This is a genomic window from Lysobacter ciconiae (assembly GCF_015209725.1).
GTDB classification, from domain to species: domain Bacteria; phylum Pseudomonadota; class Gammaproteobacteria; order Xanthomonadales; family Xanthomonadaceae; genus Novilysobacter; species Novilysobacter ciconiae.
In genome coordinates, this window is sequence record NZ_CP063656.1 from 2,073,507 (window position 1) to 2,091,045 (window position 17,539).

General features: G+C 64.8%; 13 protein-coding genes and 1 pseudogene. 11 read left to right on the plus strand and 3 right to left on the minus strand.

All coding sequences use genetic code 11. From position 1 onward, the window contains the following. Positions 1-31 precede the first annotated feature (31 nt). A complete protein-coding gene (gene glnD, locus INQ41_RS09300; RefSeq protein ID WP_407074269.1) occupies positions 32-2,647 on the minus strand; it encodes a [protein-PII] uridylyltransferase in 2,616 nt (871 codons plus the stop codon). 38 nt (positions 2,648-2,685) lie between these two features. After that, positions 2,686-3,462 carry a type I methionyl aminopeptidase gene (gene map / locus INQ41_RS09305; RefSeq protein WP_193983894.1) on the minus strand — a complete coding sequence of 259 codons (777 nt, stop codon included), beginning with the start codon at positions 3,460-3,462 and terminating at the stop codon, positions 2,686-2,688. A gap of 294 nt (positions 3,463-3,756) precedes the next feature. Here map and INQ41_RS09310 point away from each other — a divergent pair, with 294 nt between their 5' ends. The 8 genes and pseudogenes from INQ41_RS09310 to tsf all read left to right on the plus strand — a co-directional run bounded on the left by INQ41_RS09310 (position 3,757) and on the right by tsf (position 11,676). Further along, positions 3,757-4,272, plus strand: a complete 516-nt coding sequence (locus INQ41_RS09310; RefSeq protein WP_193983896.1) for a Csu type fimbrial protein — start codon at positions 3,757-3,759, stop codon at positions 4,270-4,272. 85 nt (positions 4,273-4,357) lie between these two features. Further along, a complete protein-coding gene (locus tag INQ41_RS09315; protein ID WP_193983898.1) occupies positions 4,358-4,888 on the plus strand; it encodes a Csu type fimbrial protein in 531 nt (176 codons plus the stop codon). 11 nt (positions 4,889-4,899) lie between these two features. Then, complete coding sequence (locus INQ41_RS09320; RefSeq protein ID WP_193983900.1) at positions 4,900-5,646, plus strand: fimbrial biogenesis chaperone; 747 nt, start codon at positions 4,900-4,902, stop codon at positions 5,644-5,646. Next, on the plus strand, positions 5,609-7,993 hold the full coding sequence (locus INQ41_RS09325) for a fimbria/pilus outer membrane usher protein (RefSeq protein ID WP_193983902.1): 2,385 nt from the start codon (positions 5,609-5,611) through the stop codon (positions 7,991-7,993). The genes INQ41_RS09320 and INQ41_RS09325 overlap by 38 nt, the downstream gene beginning before the upstream one ends. Next, positions 7,990-8,988: a Csu type fimbrial protein gene (locus tag INQ41_RS09330; protein WP_193983904.1), complete on the plus strand. Its 999-nt coding sequence runs from the start codon at positions 7,990-7,992 to the stop codon at positions 8,986-8,988. The genes INQ41_RS09325 and INQ41_RS09330 overlap by 4 nt, the downstream gene beginning before the upstream one ends. Before the next feature lie 150 nt (positions 8,989-9,138). Further along, entirely contained in the window at positions 9,139-9,453 is a 315-nt protein-coding gene (locus INQ41_RS09335; RefSeq protein ID WP_193983906.1) for a cupredoxin domain-containing protein, read from the plus strand. 292 nt (positions 9,454-9,745) lie between these two features. After that, positions 9,746-10,525 (plus strand): annotated as a pseudogene (gene rpsB, locus INQ41_RS09340) (30S ribosomal protein S2); the annotation flags it as partial. Between the two features lie 281 nt (positions 10,526-10,806). Then, complete coding sequence (tsf, locus tag INQ41_RS09345) at positions 10,807-11,676, plus strand: translation elongation factor Ts (RefSeq protein WP_193983910.1); 870 nt, start codon at positions 10,807-10,809, stop codon at positions 11,674-11,676. A 151-nt stretch (positions 11,677-11,827) separates the two neighbouring features. On the opposite strand, the gene INQ41_RS09350 is transcribed toward tsf, so the two are convergent. After that, positions 11,828-14,944: a TonB-dependent receptor gene (locus tag INQ41_RS09350; RefSeq protein ID WP_193983911.1), complete on the minus strand. Its 3,117-nt coding sequence runs from the start codon at positions 14,942-14,944 to the stop codon at positions 11,828-11,830. Between the two features lie 234 nt (positions 14,945-15,178). Between INQ41_RS09350 and pyrH the strand changes: the two genes are divergently transcribed. The 3 genes from pyrH (at position 15,179) to frr (ending at position 17,522) form a co-directional block, all read left to right on the plus strand. Beyond that, positions 15,179-15,904 (plus strand): UMP kinase, encoded by a 726-nt coding sequence (pyrH, locus tag INQ41_RS09355; RefSeq protein ID WP_193983913.1) that lies wholly within the window; start codon positions 15,179-15,181, stop codon positions 15,902-15,904. Between the two features lie 32 nt (positions 15,905-15,936). Further along, the gene (locus INQ41_RS09360; RefSeq protein WP_193983915.1) at positions 15,937-16,848 is read left to right on the plus strand and encodes a cation diffusion facilitator family transporter; all 912 of its coding nucleotides are present in this window, start codon (positions 15,937-15,939) and stop codon (positions 16,846-16,848) included. A 116-nt stretch (positions 16,849-16,964) separates the two neighbouring features. Further along, positions 16,965-17,522 (plus strand): ribosome recycling factor, encoded by a 558-nt coding sequence (gene frr, locus INQ41_RS09365; protein ID WP_193983917.1) that lies wholly within the window; start codon positions 16,965-16,967, stop codon positions 17,520-17,522. The last annotated feature ends 17 nt before the right edge of the window (positions 17,523-17,539 follow it).

The window sequence follows — 17,539 nt, forward strand, 5'->3', positions numbered from 1 at the left end:
CTGGCGGGATTGCGGGCGGTGTTGCTGGGGGTCACAAGGGTTCTCCTTCAAGACAGGCGAGCAGCGCGGTGCTCAATGCCTGTTGGCGGTCCGCGTCCAATGGTTGGCTGTGGCCGTGGGCATCGGTAGCGGTGATCTGGAAGACGTCCTCGGCGCGCGCGCCGAAGGTGGCAATGCGTGCGTCGTGGACGCGCATGTGCTGCTGGCGCAGGATCTGCGCGACATCGGCGAGCAGTCCGGGGCGGTCGGTGCACACCAGGCTCAGCGTGGTACGCCCGTCGCCGACGTCGTCGAAGCCGATCTTCGGCGCGATTCGGAAGTGTCGCAGGTGCCGCGGCTGGGTGCGCCTGGCCGGGCGGATGTCATCCAGCGGCCCGTCCAGCGCGAGTGACAGGCGCTCGGCGACATCGGCAGCGACCGGTGGCCGACGCGAGTCGCCGGGGATGACTTCAAACGTGTCGAAAATGGTGCCGTTGGGGCCGTCCAGCACCCGCGCCTGCTGGATTTCCAGCCCGCAGCGATCGAGCACCGCAACGATCGCGGCGAACAGGCCGTCGCGGTCCAGCGAGTGCACGAACACCTCCAGTGCGCCGGTATCGGCGGCCACCGGACGCACCCGCACCTTGGTCCGTCCCGGTTCCAGCCGGTGCAGCGCGCCCGCCTGCCAGGCCAGTTGATACGGACGACCGCGCTGGAAGCCGGCCTCCGGCATGCGCGCGAAAAGCTCGGCAATCGTCGCCTCGTCCATGCCCTGGGCGGCCAGCAGGCCTTCCACCGCCTGGCGCGTCTCGGCGATGTGCTCGGTGACTGCCACCGGGTTTTCCAGCCCGCGCCGCAGCGCCAGCCGCGTCGCGGTGTAGAGGTCGGCCATCAGCCGGTTCTTCCACGCATTCCACAGCTTGGGCGAGGTGCCGGCGATGTCCGCGCAGGTCAGCAGGTAGAGATGGTCGAGCCGCTCACGATCACCGACCACGGTGGCGAAGCGGTGGATCACGTCCGGATCGGCAATGTCCTGCTTCTGCGCAGTGATCGACATCAGCAGGTGCTTGCGTACCAGCCATTCCACCAGCGCGGTGTCCGCCTCACCCAGACCAACGGTGCTGCAGAAGACGCGCGCATCGTCGGCGCCCAGCTCCGAATGGTTGCCGCCGCGGCCCTTGGCGATGTCGTGGAAGAGTCCCGCCAACAAGAGCAGCTCGGGCTTGCGCAGCCGGGGCCAGACTTCGTGGGCGAGCGCGAAGCGCTCGCTGGACTCGGGATTGGCGAAGGACGCGATGTTCTTCAGCACCGCCAGCGTGTGCTGATCGACGGTATAGACGTGGAAGAGGTCGAACTGCATCCGCCCGGAGACTTTCAGGAACGCGGGGATCCACCGTCCCAGGACGCCCAGGCGGGCCATGCGGGTCAGCGTGCGGACCGGCTGCTCGCCGCGCAGCAGGCGCAGGAATCGCTGGTGCAACTCCGGACCGGCGCTGGCGAAGTCGGGAAAGCTGGGCAGCGCTTCGGCCAGCACCCGCGCGGTGTGTGAGTGCAATCCGCTCAGCTCGCCGCGCGCCGCCCAGGTCGCGAACAGCGCGAAGACCTCGCCAGGATCGCGCGGCCAGTCCGGATCGCGCGCGGCCAGGTAACCACGGCGCAACTCGAAAAGCTCATCCAGCGGTTCCGGCTCGGCCTCGCCTTCGAGCTGTTCTTCAAACCGCTGCAGCAACCGCTCACCGATGCGCAGCACGAGCGAAGCATTGCGGTAGAAGCCCTGCATCATCTGCTCGACGGCCAGGGTTCCGCCGACGTCCTCAAAGCCCAGCCGGGTGGCGAGCAGCTTCTGATAATCGAAGCGCAGGCGCTCCTCGCGCTTGCCGGCAACCAGGTGCAGGCCGTAGCGCAGCCGGGCCAGCGCGCGCCGCTCTCGCTCCAGCGTCGCGACCTCGTCGGCGCCCATCTGGCCGAACGCCACCAGCGACTCCATGTCCCCGGTGCCGATGATGCGCAGCGCCATCCAGTTGAGGGTCTGCACGTCGCGCAAACCGCCGGGGCCTTCCTTCAGGTTGGGCTCGAGGTTGTCGGCGGTATCGTCAAAGCGCGCGTGGCGCTCGCGCAGTTCCAGCCGCTTGGCCTCGAAGAACTGCTGCGGCGGCCAGACCAGCCGCGGCGATACCGCCGCCTGCAACTCGCGCCGCTCGTGCTCGTTGGCCATCAGCGGCCGCGCTTCCAGCAAGGCGGTCAGGACGGTGATGTCCTCGATGGAGGCCTGGGTGCATTGCTCCAGCGAGCGCACCGCGTGGCCGACCGGCAGGCCGCAGTCCCACAACAGCGCGAACAGGCGCGCCAGGTCCTCGGCGTGGGCCTGCGACTCGTCAGCTTCAGCCAGCACCAGCAGGTCGATGTCGGACTGTGGATACAGCTCGCCGCGACCGTAGCCACCAACCGCGAACAACGCCAGCTCCACGCCCGGCGGGATGCAGCGCTGCCAGGCGGCCTGGACCACCGCGTCGACCTCCGCGGCACGCTCCGCCAGCAGGCGGTCGATCTCGGCATCGGCGTCAAAACGGCTGGCGAATCCGGCATCGGCGCGCGCCAGATGCCCGCGCGCCTGCGCCGCCCAGTCGGCATCCTGGCGGGCGTCGGCGCGGTCCGGATCCTCCGTCACCCCCGGGAGCGAGACGTTGCGCCCGGGGCCAGCAGGTTTCATAGGTCGTTGTCGTCACCCGGCAAGCGGGTGAGGATCTCGACCCCGTCGTCGGTGACCACCACGGTGTGTTCCCACTGGGCCGACAGCGAACGGTCCTTGGTCACCACCGTCCAGCCATCGGGCAGCACGCGGGTGTGGCGCTTGCCGGCATTGATCATCGGCTCGATGGTGAACGTCATCCCCGGCTTCAGGACCAGGCCCTCGCCGGCATTGCCGTAGTGCAGCACCTGCGGTTCGTCGTGGTAGACCTTGCCGATGCCGTGGCCGCAGTACTCGCGCACCACGCTGAAACGCTCGCCCTCGGCGTACTGCTGGATCGCGTGGCCCACGTCCCCCAGCGTCGCCCCGGGCCGAACCGCTCGGATGCCGCGGAACATGGCCTCACGGGTAACCTCAACCAGCCGCTTGGCCAACACCGACGGCGTGCCGGCGTAGTACATGCGGCTGGTGTCGCCATGCCAGCCATCCTTGATCACGGTGACGTCGATATTGACGATGTCGCCGTCCTTGAGGACCTTCGATTCGGTCGGGATGCCGTGGCAGATGACGTTGTTGACCGAGGTGCACACGGTCTTGGGGAAGCCCTTGTAGCCAACGTTGGCCGGGATCGCGCCCTGGACGTTGATGATGTGGTCGTGGCAGATGCGGTCGAGTTCCTCGGTGGTCACGCCGGGCTTCACATGCGGGGCGACGACCTGGAGCACTTCGGCGGCCAGACGGCCGGCGATGCGCATCTTCTCGATTTCTGCGGGGGTTTTGAGGTTGACAGTCATCCGTCCATTATCGCTCATTTGGACAATCGCCTGATTGCTGGCCGTCTCGCCAGGACGACGGCGGCGACGCCCACCACGCACGCACGCGCCGGAACACAGGGTCACGGGGCAATTGCGTGACGCGATCTGCGTCATAAATGTGACGTGGTTGGTCATTTGCCGCCCCGCGCCAAGGGATTGTCACCGTGAAAACGTCAAAGAGCCGGCGCCACGACTGCCCTGACCCGTTGGCACGCCTCATGCATTCCCCTCCCCGCATCCCACCCATCAAGCGCATGTGCGCGGAGTTTTTTCATGAATATCTTCAAGACCCCTTTGTTCATCGCCGTTGCTGCCACCGCGATCCTCGCCGCAGGCACAGCGGACGCCGCTACGAAGTCCAGCACCTTCAAGGTCAAGATGACCGTTGACGGTTCCTGCGAGATCATCAGCACCAAGGATGTCAACTTTGCCAACCGCTTTGCCAACGCCGGTCCCGTGAGCGCGCAGGGCGAGGTCGCGGTGCAGTGCACCAACGGCCAGGCATTCAACGTGCAACTTGATGGGGGCAATGCGGGCAGCATCGCCGCACGCAAGATGGTCGGCGCTAACCCGGCCAATACCGTCAGCTACCAGCTCTACAGCGATTCCAGCGCCAGCAAGGTCTGGGGCAACACCTTGGGCACGGATACCGTTGACCGCACCGGCACCGGCTTTGGCAGCGCCTCCACCTTCAACCAGGTGCTCACGGTCTATGGCGTGGCAACCCTGGTAGGCAACGAGAAGGCGGACACGTACAGCGATACCGTCACCGCCACGATCAACTTCTGATCAACCGACAGGAACGGGCAAGGCCGGCACGCACCGGTCCTGCCCCGTCTCGCGGCCAGCACGCGCGTCTGCCCCGGTAACGAACATGACCCTCCCCACCCCTCCCTGCCGGCTCGTCGTCGCGTGCGTGGCGGTGCTTGCAGGCATCGCTGCGTTTCAGGTGCACGCCGGACAGGTGACGACCACCTTCCGCGTAATGCTGGAGGTGGCGACGGTATGTACGGTGGAAAAGGGCGCCGATGTCGACTTCGGCCGGGTCGTGCACTCGAGCGAAAACCAGGCCCTTGAAACCAATGGCAGCCTGGTCGTGCGCTGCAACGCAACCACGCCGTACTCCATTTCGCTGGACCGCGGCTTGCATGGTCCCGACACCGGGACCCGGCACATGCGGGGACCGGAGGATGAGTCTGTGCCGTACCGCATATACAGTGGCGCGGCTGGAAATTGCAGTGCCGCCGCCAATGTGCAGTGGGGCGACGGCAGCGCCGGGACCTGCATCCTGTCGTCGACCAACACCGGCGTGTCACAGGTGATTCCCGTTGTCGGTCGCGCCGCCTTGAACAATCCGCGGAGCGGACTCTACAGCGACACCGTCACCGCCACGCTAACGTATTGAGGAAGTTCTGAATGAAGTGGAGTCACGCAGCGGCCTGGCGCATTGCCGGTCTTTCGCTGATGCTCGCCTGCGCCGGGCTGACGCACGCGGCAAGTCTGCAGGTCGCGCCAACGCTGGTGGCCTTCGAGCCGGGCAGCAAGGGTCAGGCCCTGTGGCTCAGCAACACCGGTGAGGACGCACCCGTGCGGACCCAGGTACGTGTGTACCGCTGGACCCAGCACAACGGAGAGGAAATTCTCGAACCCACGACCGACCTCGTCGTGAGTCCGCCGCTGGCCGAGCTCAACCCTGACGCGCGCCAGTTGGTCCGCATCATCCGAACCAGTCCGATGCCGACGGACGTGGAGACCAGCTATCGCCTCGTGGTCGACGAAGTCCCCCCAGCCGATTCGCCGGCGCACAACGGACTGCGACTTTTGATGCGCTATTCAGTGCCCGTATTCGTGCTGCCCGACACCAAGGTGCCGCCGACCTATCAGTTGAGCACGACTCTGGAACAACGCGACGGGCAGACCAACCTGGTGGTGCGCAATGACGGAGGCCAGCACGCACAGCTGGCGGATCTGGCGCTCCTGGCGCCCGACGGCACCCGCCAAGTACTGTTGCCCGGCCTGGTGGGATACATCCTGCCGCATCAAACGATGCGGTGGCCCCTGCCCGCGTCTTCCGGGAGCCTCACAGCCCGCGGGCGCCTGCAGGCACGCATCAACGCCGAAGCCGATGAGCACGTTCTCATCGACGATCTTGCGCAGCGCTGAGCTCATCATGCTGCTGGGGCTGGGTATGCCGGCGATCGCTGCGGCGGCGACCGTCCCGGCCGGCGAGGCGACACCTCTCTATCTCGAGGTGACCCTGAATCATCAGGAGACCGGACAGGTGCTGCCTTTCGTGCTTCGCGATGGCCGCCTGTTCGCCCCGCGCTCCACCTTGCAGGAGCTGCACTTTGTTGATGTTGAGGCCGGTCCGCCAGAGCGCGCATTGGAAGATATCCCGGGCGTGGTGGTTCGCTATCAGGCTTCGACCCAGCAACTCGAGCTCGAGGTTCCATTGGCACAACTGCGTCTGGACACCACCGTAGTGAATGCGAACGAGCGCGGCCGCCTCCACGCAAGCAGTGCACCGGGGGTCCTGCTCAATTACGACCTCTACGCCAACCATGGCGACGCATCCAGCAACGCGACCGCCTACGCGGAGTTGCGCGCATTCGGTCTTGGCGCCGGCGTGTTCAGCAACAGCGCGGTTACGCGTGCCTACCGGACCGGCAGCGGAGGCGATGACGGGTGGCGCGGCGATACGGTGCGTCTGGACAGCCGCGCACGATGGTCGTTCCCAGATTCGATGCTGAGCGTGACCGCCGGCGACACCGAGACCGGGGGAATCCTGCCGTGGACGCGCAATGTGCGGGTCGGAGGGGTGCGTCTGGGTCGGAACTTCGCGCTCCAGCCGTACCGCGTGGTCACGCCACTGCCGACGTTCCTGGGTGAGGTAACCGTTCCCAGCGACGTGGATCTCTACATAAACGGAATGAAGCAGTACAGCGGCGAGTTGCCGGTTGGGCCGTTCCAGCTGTCCTCCCTCCCCAACATCAACGGCATCGGAAACGCGCAGATGGTTATCACCGATGCGTTCGGCGCCGTCCGCAGCGTCGAGCTGCCCTTCTATGTCACCCAGGCATTGTTGGCCAGCGGAATGTCCGACTGGTCGGTCACGGCGGGACTGGTTCGCGAGGACTATGGTCTGCAATCCTTCTCCTACGGTAATACGCGGGTTGCGGCCGCGGATTTACGTTACGGCGTCAATGATGCGCTGACCCTGGAAGGCCATGCCGAAGGCGGCGACGGGCTGGCGAATGTCGGCGGCGGCGCCGTCTGGGGGCTTGGACGCGCAGGCGTTGTCAGCGCCTCACACGCGCGCAGCGAATGGCATTCTCAGACCGGATCGCAAAACGCGCTGGCGTATAGCTGGAACAGCACTAGCTTCAACGTGGCGCTCAGCAGTCAACGCAGCCGTGGTGAGTATCGCGACATTGCCTCTGCTTACGGCCAGGGTCCCGCCACCGCCAATGACCGGATCCTGCTCGGCTGGAGCTCTCCTCGACTGGGCAGTTTCAGCACCGGCTACCTGCGAGTGCAATACCGCGGCAACCCGGCTCAACGCTATGCGAGCGTTTACTGGAACCGCCGGATGGGCACCTGTTGCTCGTTGAATCTCGGCATCAACCACAATCTTGATCAATCCTCTGACCGAACCGCATACCTCGGTGTGTCCATCAATCTTGGCGACCGCCGCAACTTCAACGGCTCGGTACAGCGTGCGCGGGGCACGAGCAATGTGGGGGTGGAAGTCAACCAGAACCGACCCGGTGACATCGGCACCGACTGGCGCGCCCGTGTCGGCCACGACAACGGCGGTACCACTGGTCTTGCCGAGGCAGGCTGGCAGGGTGCAAACCTTCGTCTGAATGGTGGTATCGCGCGGATGTACGACAGCTCGTATGGCTACGCGGGCGCCAGCGGAAGTCTGGTGGCAATGGGGGGCGGACTGTTTGCCGCGCGCTCCATCCCGGATGCGTTTGCGGTGGTATCCACTGACGGTATTGCCGAGGTGCCGGTAAAACTGGAAAACCGGTCCATCGGAACCACCAATCGAAAAGGACTGTTGCTTGTGACATCGCTGAACGCCTGGCAGGAAAACCGCATGGCCATCGACCCGATGACACTGCCGGCGAACACGCGGCTGGGAGAAGTCGAGATGATTGCCGTTCCCACAGACCGGGCCGGTACTTTGGTTCGATTCCCTGTCACGCCGGTGCGGTCGGCAGTCGTGGTCCTGCACGATGCCAATGGCGCCCCGATTGCATCCGGCACAGGCGTGCAGGTTGTGGGCCAAGCCTCCTCCACCTTCGTGGGATACGACGGCGAGGTCTATGTGGAGCTTGAGGGCATGGGTGCCGAGTTGAAGGTCCACACCGAAGGGGGAACCTGCTCCGTGCGCTTCGATTACCCGAACCTCGACGTTGCCATGCCACGCATTGGTCCGCTTGCATGCGACGTCGCCGCTCGGCGCAAGCAGCGCGATGGTCAACCTGGGGAGCGCCTGCCATGAGCTTTTCGCGTCTATCGCTTCTGGTGATGTGTGGCATCTGCGGTGCGCTTGCCTCGAACCTGGCCGCCGCCGATACCGTCTGCACCGCCACTGTGTCCGAGGCCAATTTCGGCGACACGACCCCGGACGAAACGAATCGCGCCAGCGCGACGATCGACTACCACTGCCGTACCGATCCCGGGCTCTCGTTTTCCGGCGGCGCGTCGGTGCGGCTCTGTCTTTCGCTGGGATCGGGCTCGGTCGCCGGCAGCACAGTCGCTGACCGGCGCATGGTGAATAGCCAGAACGATGTCCTCAGCTACAACCTGTACAAGGATGCAGCGGGGACCCAGGTCTGGGGAGACACGCCATCGGGCTCCTCCTCCTACGTGGAGGAAGCGATCACCTATCCAATAAGCTTCTTTAGCGGTGGACGACACGACGAGAGCCGCACTTTCTACGGACGCATTCCGGTTTCGCCGGCCCTTGCACGGGGCGATTACGCAAGCACCGTTCAGGGACAATTGATCTATCACTATCGCGACCGCGCGTTTGGTCAGTCCACACCTACCTCGTGCACATCCGGCGGGGTGCCTGGAACGCCATCGCCGGTGACCTTTACCGTTCGGACACGGGTCCAGGATCGCTGCGTGCTCAGGGGCGCCACCGATATGGATTTCGGCCTTGTGACGAGTACCAGCACGGGCAATCTGCGCCAGACCTCGCGCATCACAATGGAATGTACCCGCCGCACGCCTTGGCAGATCGCTCTGGACAAAGGAGAAAACGCCGCCGGAAATAACCGTCGCCTTCGCAACGGAAGCGCCTATATCACGTATGAGTTGAACCGCAACGCGGCCGGTTCAAGATGGGGCGACACGCTGGGCGTGGATACGCTGCAGGGAACCGGCACCGGCGCCCAGTACGTTGCCACCGTGCATGGCGCCATCAACGACCAACCGCTCACCGCCGCCGGGAAGTACAGCGACACCATCAAGGTGACCGTGACGTACTGAGTTCGCAGGCAAACCCGTGACGCAAGTCGCGGTTCACGCGTTCCAACCTCACTGCACGGCTGTTGCGGAGCGGCTGCACTCAAGTTTTCCGGCCCAGGGCCGTAGCAATGACTGACACAACCCGTTTTCACACGGGAATTGGAGCGGTCAATGCCTTCCTTCCGGTCAATTGCTGCCGTTGCGGTAACGCTTTCCATCGCTTCGATCACCCCCGGCGCCGCCAGCAGCGCGTCGCTGCAGATTGGCTTGAGGATCATCGAGCCGTGCACCCCCCATGTGCTCGCCGTTGAACCCGGCGGGGGAACGCTGGCTGCACCCTGCATGCAGGAGCAAACCTACCGTTTGAGCGTCGCCGACCCCGACCATATGCAGGACAATCTTCGGCCGCGAGCCGTGATCGCGCCTGCATCGAGCGCCCAGCAGGCGACAACTTCGCCCTACCGCGTCGTCACCTATACGTTCTAGCGCCTGCGCGGGGATCGACCGTGCCTGGCTCAATTGCCACGCCTTCGGGCAGCGCCTATACTTGGCAGGTTGACCGCAGTGCTCACGCGGTTGCACGTCCACGCCGGACGACACCGGCGAATACACACCCGCTGCCAAAGCCCGTGCCGGGGTGCTTCAAGGCCACAAGCCGCGAAGTTCGGTCACGGAAGCAGCGGGGAAGAACAACCCCGGAATCCGCGCATCGGCCCCGAGCCGGTGCAGCCGCCCCAACCTTATTGGCGGCTGGATTCCCCTATCGGAGTTTCATCCCATGCCACAGATCACCATGCGCCAGATGCTGGAAGCCGGCGTCCACTTCGGCCACCAGACCCGCTACTGGAACCCCAAGATGGGTCCCTACATCTTCGGTGCGCGCGGCAAGATACACATCATCAACCTGGAGAAGACCGTCCCGTTGTTCAACGACGCGATGAACTTCATCTCCAGCATTGCGCAGAAGCGCGGCATCGTCCTGTTCCTGGGCACCAAGCGCAGCGCCCGCGAGTCGATCAAGGAAGAAGCCGAGCGTTGCGGCATGCCTTACATGAACCAGCGTTGGCTGGGCGGCACCCTGACCAACTTCGCCACCGTGAAGAAGTCGGTCGGTCGCCTCAAGGAGCTGGAGTCCTTCGAGACCGACGGCACGTTCGAGAAGCTGGTCAAGCACGAAGTGCTGAACCTGCAGCGCGAGCGCGACAAGAAGCTGGCCTCGCTGGGCGGCATCAAGGAAATGAACCGCCTGCCCGACGCGATCTTCGTGATCGACATCGGCCATGAGGACATCGCGATCAAGGAAGCCAAGAAGCTCGGCATTCCGGTCATCGCCGTGGTCGACACCAACTACGATCCGACCCTGGTCGATTACGCGATCCCGGGCAACGACGACGCGATCCGCGCCGTGCAGCTGTACGCCCGTGCCGCCGCCGACGCCGTGCTGGAAGGCAAGGCCGCCGCGCCGTCCGCCGCCAGCGTCCGCGAGGAAGACTTCGCCGACGCCGAGGGCGACGCCAGTAAGGCGCCGCGCCGCGCGCCGGCCAAGAAGGCCGCCAAGACTGAAGAGCCCGTCGTGGCCGACCAGTCCAACCCGGTGGTCGCCCCGGTCAAGGGCACGGCCGATGAGACCGTCACCGACGCCGATGACGTCACCGCCGAGCAGGTCAAGAAGGCCGCCGAGGCAGCAGCCAAGGCCGAGTAAGCCACTAGTCGCGCCGCTGCCCTGCGTGGCGGCGCGTCCTTTTCATGCACGAACGGCGCGGACGCACTGCCGCCTTACCGGTTGCAGCGCCACCCGCAGTATCGCTCGCGCACCCCCGAACATCCGAGGTATTCCCCATGGCAGAAATCACCGCATCCCAGGTCAAGGAGCTGCGCGAGCGCACTGGCGCCGGCATGATGGAGTGCAAGAAAGCACTCGTGGCCAACGACGGCGACGTGCAGACGGCAGCCGAGTGGCTGCGCAAGCAGGGCCTGGCCAAGGCTGACAAGAAGGCCGACCGCGTTGCCGCCGAAGGCCGCGTTGTTGCCGCCCAGGCGGACGGCAAGGCCGTGCTGGTCGAGATCAACTCCGAGACCGACTTTGTCGCCAAAGACGACAACTTCCTCAACTTCACCGACGCCGTCGCCCAGGCCGCGCTGCACGCTGCCGACATCGACGCGCTGAAGAGCACCAAATTGGCCTCCGGCGATACCGTCGAAGAGGCCCGTGCCGCGATCGTCGCCAAGGTCGGCGAGAACCTGCAGGTTCGCCGCATGGCCCGCATCGACAGCGCCAACACCGTCGCCGCGTACGTCCACGGTGGCCGGATCGGCGTCCTGGTCGAGATCAAGGGCGGGGACGCCGACCTCGCCCGCGGCCTGGCGATGCACGTTGCCGCCATGAACCCCCCGCACATCTCGCCGGCGCATGTGCCTGCCGAGTTCATCGCCAAGGAGAAGGAGATCGCCCTGGCCCAGGTCAAGGACACCGGCAAGCCGGCCGAGATCCTGGAGAAGATGATCGCCGGCAAGCTGGCCAAGACCGTCAACGAGCTGTGCCTGACGGGCCAGCCGTACGTGCTGGACACCAACCAGAGCGTCGAGCAGGTGCTCAAGGCCGCTGGCGCTGAAGTCGTCAGCTTTGCCCGCCTCGCGGTCGGTGAAGGCATCGAGAAGCAGGCCGATGATTTCGCGTCCGAAGTGATGAAGCAGGCCGGTCTGGCCTAACAACGCCTGGCCTGCTCTAAATACAAAAAAGCCGCGGAGCGATCCGCGGCTTTTTTGTTGCATCGCAAACGGTAACGCCGGAGGAAATGAACTCCGAAAGGAAGACCGCCGCCCTACAGTGGGCGACGGTCTTCCCAGTTCCGGTTTCTACCTAGAAGTCATACCGGGCAGTGAAGCGGATCTGCCGCGGCGAGGTGAAGTTGATCTCCTGGCCGTAGAACTCATCGCGGGTGTTGCGATCCCTTGCGTACCGCGAGTAGTACGAGGTTGGAACCTGCTGGTTGAAGACATTCATCACGTCCGCCTGCAGGGTGAGGTTGTCATTCGCCCACGCCGGCTTGTAGGCCACATTCAAGTTGAACGTGTAGGTCCACGGCGTGTTGCCGTGCGATCCGCGTGGGGAGTAGGCGTAATCCGCCGACGGCGGGGTATAACCAGGCGTGCCGGGGGCCGTACCGCTGCCAGGGAGACCGCAGTAGTAATAGTACGAACCGTTGTAGAGGCCCGGATCAGCGGACGGGTAATAGCTGGTGCAGTTACGCGGACGCCCGGAACTCACGATGCCGGTAACGCCCATGCGCCATTCCGGCGTGAACTGGTAATAGCCAAAGCCCTTCAGCTGGTGCGCACGGTGGTTTGGCAGATAGCCGTTGGCACCGACCATGAGCTGCGGCAGATCCCAGTCCTGCGTCTGCCCCACATCCTCCTGCCCACCCGCACCGGTGTCGAGGTCGGAAGCAAGCTGACCTTCGGTGTTGCCCCAGTTCTTGGAGAACGTGTACTCCAACTTGCCGTACCAGTTGTTGCTGAAACGGTGCTCGCCGTAGAAGTCAATGGCGTAGTACTTGCGCTTCAGGTCCGGGAAGCCGAGCTCTTCCTTGGAATAGTAGACATCCTTGAAGGAACCATCCGCCTGCTCTTCCTGGAAGGTGTTGCCGACGCCAGGGTTGAACAGGAAGCACGAACCGCCCAGCGCGGGTGCGCACGTGTCATCAATTGCACTGCGCAATTCGCGATAGGTACCCTTTACACCCCAATTGTAGGTCGAGTTCAACTCCTGCTGCATGCCCAGGATGTATTCGTCCTGGTAATGGGACTTCATGTTCTTGGCCGCAACGGTACGCGGATCCGGCGACTCACCGCACTCAAGGTTCGAGGAGATGGCCGTGCTGCTTCCCGGGCAGGTATAACCCAGGCTGGCATCGACCGGCACGTTCACCAGGCCGGTTGGTGCGCCGGTACGCGGATCGGTGCCCGTGTAGGTGAAGTATTCCTGGGTGTACAGCGAGCCGGCCGCACCGCGAACCGATACGTTGTTGGGCAGCGCCAGATGGTAGCGGCCCGCATTGGCGAAGAGCTTCAGTGACGAGTCGCCATTGACGTCCCAGCTTGCGCCGAAACGAGGGGCGAGCTGATGGCGCTGGCTCACATACGCGATGCCGTCACCGTTGTAGTTGGTGAACTGCTCGTTGCGCAGCCCCAGCGAGAGCAGCACGTTATCACTCACCTGCCAGCGGTCTTCGATGTACTGCGCCGTCTGCTCGACCTCCACGTCGGCCAGCTGGGTGTAGTACTGCTTGCGAGCGAAGTAGCCCTTGTTGGAGCCCGGAACGCCCAGGCCCGAGCCACCGGCTGAAGCCGGGCTCCCAACGCCATGCGAGGGATCGATCGGCGCGTTCTTGTTGGCCGTCTGTTGGAATACCCAGACGTAGCCACCGGCGTACTCGCTGCCGAGAACCGAGTGGGCGGTACTGTCGTCGTAGCCGACCCGCAGCGAATGCGCCCCGATCCGATATTCAAGATCGAAACGACCGCCCTTGGTCTCGTCAAATGCCCCGGCCAGCTTGTTGTTTGCCGCAAACTGGCAAGTGCGGTTATAGACGATGCCGGGCATCTGGTTGGTCGCTGAGGTGTTTCCAGACAGACGTGGGCAGGACGCGTCGTAGCCCCACGGATTATCCGAATGCTCGATCTTCTGCGTGCCGTACATCAGGCTGAGCGTCAACGCATCCGTCAGATAGCCGGTGTACTTGCCGATGTAGAGATCACTTTCATCGGATCGATTGGAACCGCCTGCCTGGATGTCGTTGTGCCTGAAGTCGTCATAGCTGAAGCCGGTCAGCTTGCTGTGGTAATCCTCCTGGTCGTGGACGGCGGTAAACTCGAGGATATGGTCGTCGTTGATGTTCCAGTCGACCTTGCCCATCCAGCGCGGCATCCGATATTTGTAGTCGGAGTAACCGCTGGCGGAATTGGGATTGGTAATGGCGGAACCTACGCCGTTGCCCTGCTGCTTGTTCACTTCACCCGAGGCATAGAAGAAAAGCCGGTCCTGGACGATCGGGCCGCCCACATAAGCACCCAGCGTCGACGTCCATGACTCGTTCTGGTCACGGTAGGCATACAACTTGCCGTCGGTGGCGGGGAATACGCCAGTATTGGGATACAGTTGGTCGCGCGGCGAGGCGCGCAGCGACTTCGGCGCCCAGGTCATGATGCCGCCGGCGCGCCACTCATTGGTGCCGCGCTTGGTGGTCAGGTTGATCACGCCCCCGGTGGAGCGGCCAAATTCCGCCCCGTAGCCGCCGGTCAGCACCTGCATCTGGTCAATGCCATCAAATGGCAGAGTGGTGAATCCGATGCTGGTCAGCGGATTGGTGACCGCATAACCGTTGATGTAATAGGCGTTCTCGGAGGATGCGCTTCCGCCAAAGCTGGGCGCCCCGTAGCTCGTGTTGTTGACGACGCTTGGTGCCAGCAACGCCACGCCAGCGACGCTGCGCGGGACCGGCAGTTTTTCAAGCTCTTCGGCGAAGAACACCGTGCGGGTATCCACGGATGAAACGTCAACCGCCGCAATATTGGTGGCCGTGACGGTCACTCCCTGCAGCGTGGTTGCGCCCGCCGAGGCGCCCGAGGAGAAGGAGACTTCCGTACCGCCGGCGATGCTGACCACGACATTTTCGCGTGACGACACGGTTGCGCCGTTGTCGACCAGCTTGACTTCGTAGCGGCCCGTCGGCAGCGAAGCGGCGCGGTAGCGGCCGCTGCTGTCCACCGGAATGGTGCGCTCAAAACCCGTGTCGACATTGCGGACGACGACGGTAGCGCCTGGAGCCGCCGGGGCGACGCCGAAGATCGCGCCGGTCACGTTGGACTGGGCGTGGACACCTGAAACGAAGCACAGGCCGAGTGCGACCGTTAACGCGCTGCGGCGCAAGGTGCGTTGTATGGATGGTTTAAACAAATTGGCTACTCCCTCAGACATTGGCAACGGATGGCCCGTGCGGGCAGCCCGACTATGGATGGCTAAACAAACCCTTAACAAGGCATTAATCGCGCGGCTTGGGCTGAAGTGTGACGCACGTCACATATTTTTATCGTTTTCCGATTGATCCCGTGGAACCCGCGGATGCAACCCTGCGCGTCGTTGCCGCAACGGGCTGCCACCGCCCTCATCCCGTACAATTGCCCGCGCTTGCCCATCCGTACGAGGTCACCCATGTCCCAGCTCTCCTATCGCCGCATCCTGTTGAAGCTGTCCGGCGAGGCGTTGATGGGCAACGAGGACTACGGGATCGATCCGCTGGTGATCCATCGACTGGCGCGCGAGGTCATGGAAGCCCAGGCGGCCGGGGCCGAGGTCGCGCTCGTGATCGGTGGTGGCAACATCTTCCGGGGTGCCGGCCTGGCCGCGGGTGGCATGGACCGGGTAACCGGCGACCAGATGGGCATGCTGGCCACCGTGATCAACGCGCTCGCCATGCAGGACGCGCTGGAGAAGCTCGGCGCCAAGGCGCGCGTGATGAGCGCGATCAAGATCAACGACGTGTGCGAGGACTACATCCGCCGCCGCGCAATCCGCCATCTGGAGAAGGGCCGGCTGGTCATTTTCGCCGCCGGCGTCGGCGCGCCGTTCTTCACCACCGACTCCGGCGCGGCCCTGCGCGCGATCGAGATCGGCGCGGACCTTTTGCTCAAGGCGACCAAGGTCGACGGTGTGTACGACAAGGACCCCAACAAGCACGCCGATGCGGTCCGCTACGAGCGGCTGACCTACGACGACGTGATCCGTCGCAATCTCCAGGTGATGGACACCGCCGCGTTCGCGCTCGCCCGCGACAGCGACCTGCCGCTGCGCATCTTCGACATGAGCCAGCCCGGTGAGCTCTTGAAGATACTGCGCGGAGAGGACATCGGCACGCTGGTCCAGGGCCGGAGCGAATAGTCGCACCTGCCATGGCGTGGCACGATTGAGCCATGCACAGCGCACCCCACCAGCACGCCCCGCCACACGCCACCCGCGCCTTCGCGGTGGTCACGCTGGCCAACCTGGCCTACACCATCATCGAGGCCGGCTACGGCTTCCACACCAACTCGCTGGCGCTGCTGTCGGACGCGCTGCACAACCTGGGCGACGTGTTCGGCCTGGGGCTGGCCTGGGGCGCGGCCGTGCTGGCGCGGCGACCGCCGACCGAGCGCCATACCTTCGGCTGGCGACGCGCCACCCTGCTCTCGCCGCTGGCGAACGCGGTCCTTCTGGTCGGATTCTCCGGCGCACTGGCGTGGGAGGCGATCCGCCGCTTCGGCGCGCCCCCGTCGATCCCCGGCCTGTCGATCATGGCGGTCGCGGCGGTCGGCATCCTGGTGAACCTGGGCGGCGCGTGGATGATGCGCGACGGTCACGAGCACGACCTCAACCGGCGCGGCGCGTTCCTGCATCTGCTCGCCGATGCCGCCATTTCGGTGGCCGCGGTGGCCGCCGGCGCAGGCATCTGGTGGCTGGGTTGGAACTGGCTGGATCCGGTGATCTCGCTGCTGGTCAGCGTGGTGGTCGCCCTGACCGCCTTCGGGCTGCTGCGTGAGAGCTTCAACGCCGCGATGGATGCGGTGCCGCGCACGGTCGACCAGGCGGCGGTGGCGGCGTTCATCACCAGCCAGCCCGGCGTCACCGACGTCCACCACCTGCACATCTGGTCGCTGGGCACCGGCGAGATCGCGATGACCGCGCACGTGGTCCGCCCCATCGATGCGCAGGACCACGACGAGTTCCTCGACCGCCTGCACGGCAAGCTGGACGAGCGCTTCGGCATCAACCACCCCACCCTGCAGATCGAACACGGCATTTCCTGCCAGCACGACGAGCACGACCGCGCCCCGCACTCGCATTGACGGCAACGCTGTCGGCGGCGCGGCCTGCGCGGCGCGCGGCGGCCCGATCGCAGGAGGGCCGGCCGCCGCCGGGGTTCGCTATACTTCGCCGATTACCGCAAAGACCGGAACCGGCGATGTTGAATGAGATCACGAAAGACGCCCAGGCGCGCATGCACAAAAGTATCGAGTCGCTGCGCCAGGCGATGACCAAGGTGCGCACCGGCCGTGCCTCCACGTCCCTGGTCGACCACCTGAAGGTGAACTATTACGGCTCCGAGATGCCGCTGTCGCAGGTGGCGAGCATCGCCGTCAATGACGCGCGCTCACTGACCATCACGCCGTGGGAGAAGCCGATGGTGGCCGCCGTCGAGAAGGCGATCATCAATTCCGACCTGGGCCTGACCCCCAACACCGCCGGCACGGTGATCCGGATCAACCTGCCGGCCCTGACCGAGGAGCGCCGCCGCGACCTGGCCAAGATGGTCAACGGCGAGGGCGAGGACGCCAAGGTGGCGATCCGCAACATCCGCCGCGACGCCAACCAGCAGGTCAAGGAGCTGCTGAAGGAAAAGGAGGCCAGCGAGGACGACGCGCGCCGGGTCGAGGACGAGATCCAGAAGATCACCGACGCCGCGATCAAGGACGTCGACGAGGTGGTGAAGGCCAAGGAACAGGAGCTGATGTCGGTTTGACGGCCCGGCCCTCCGCC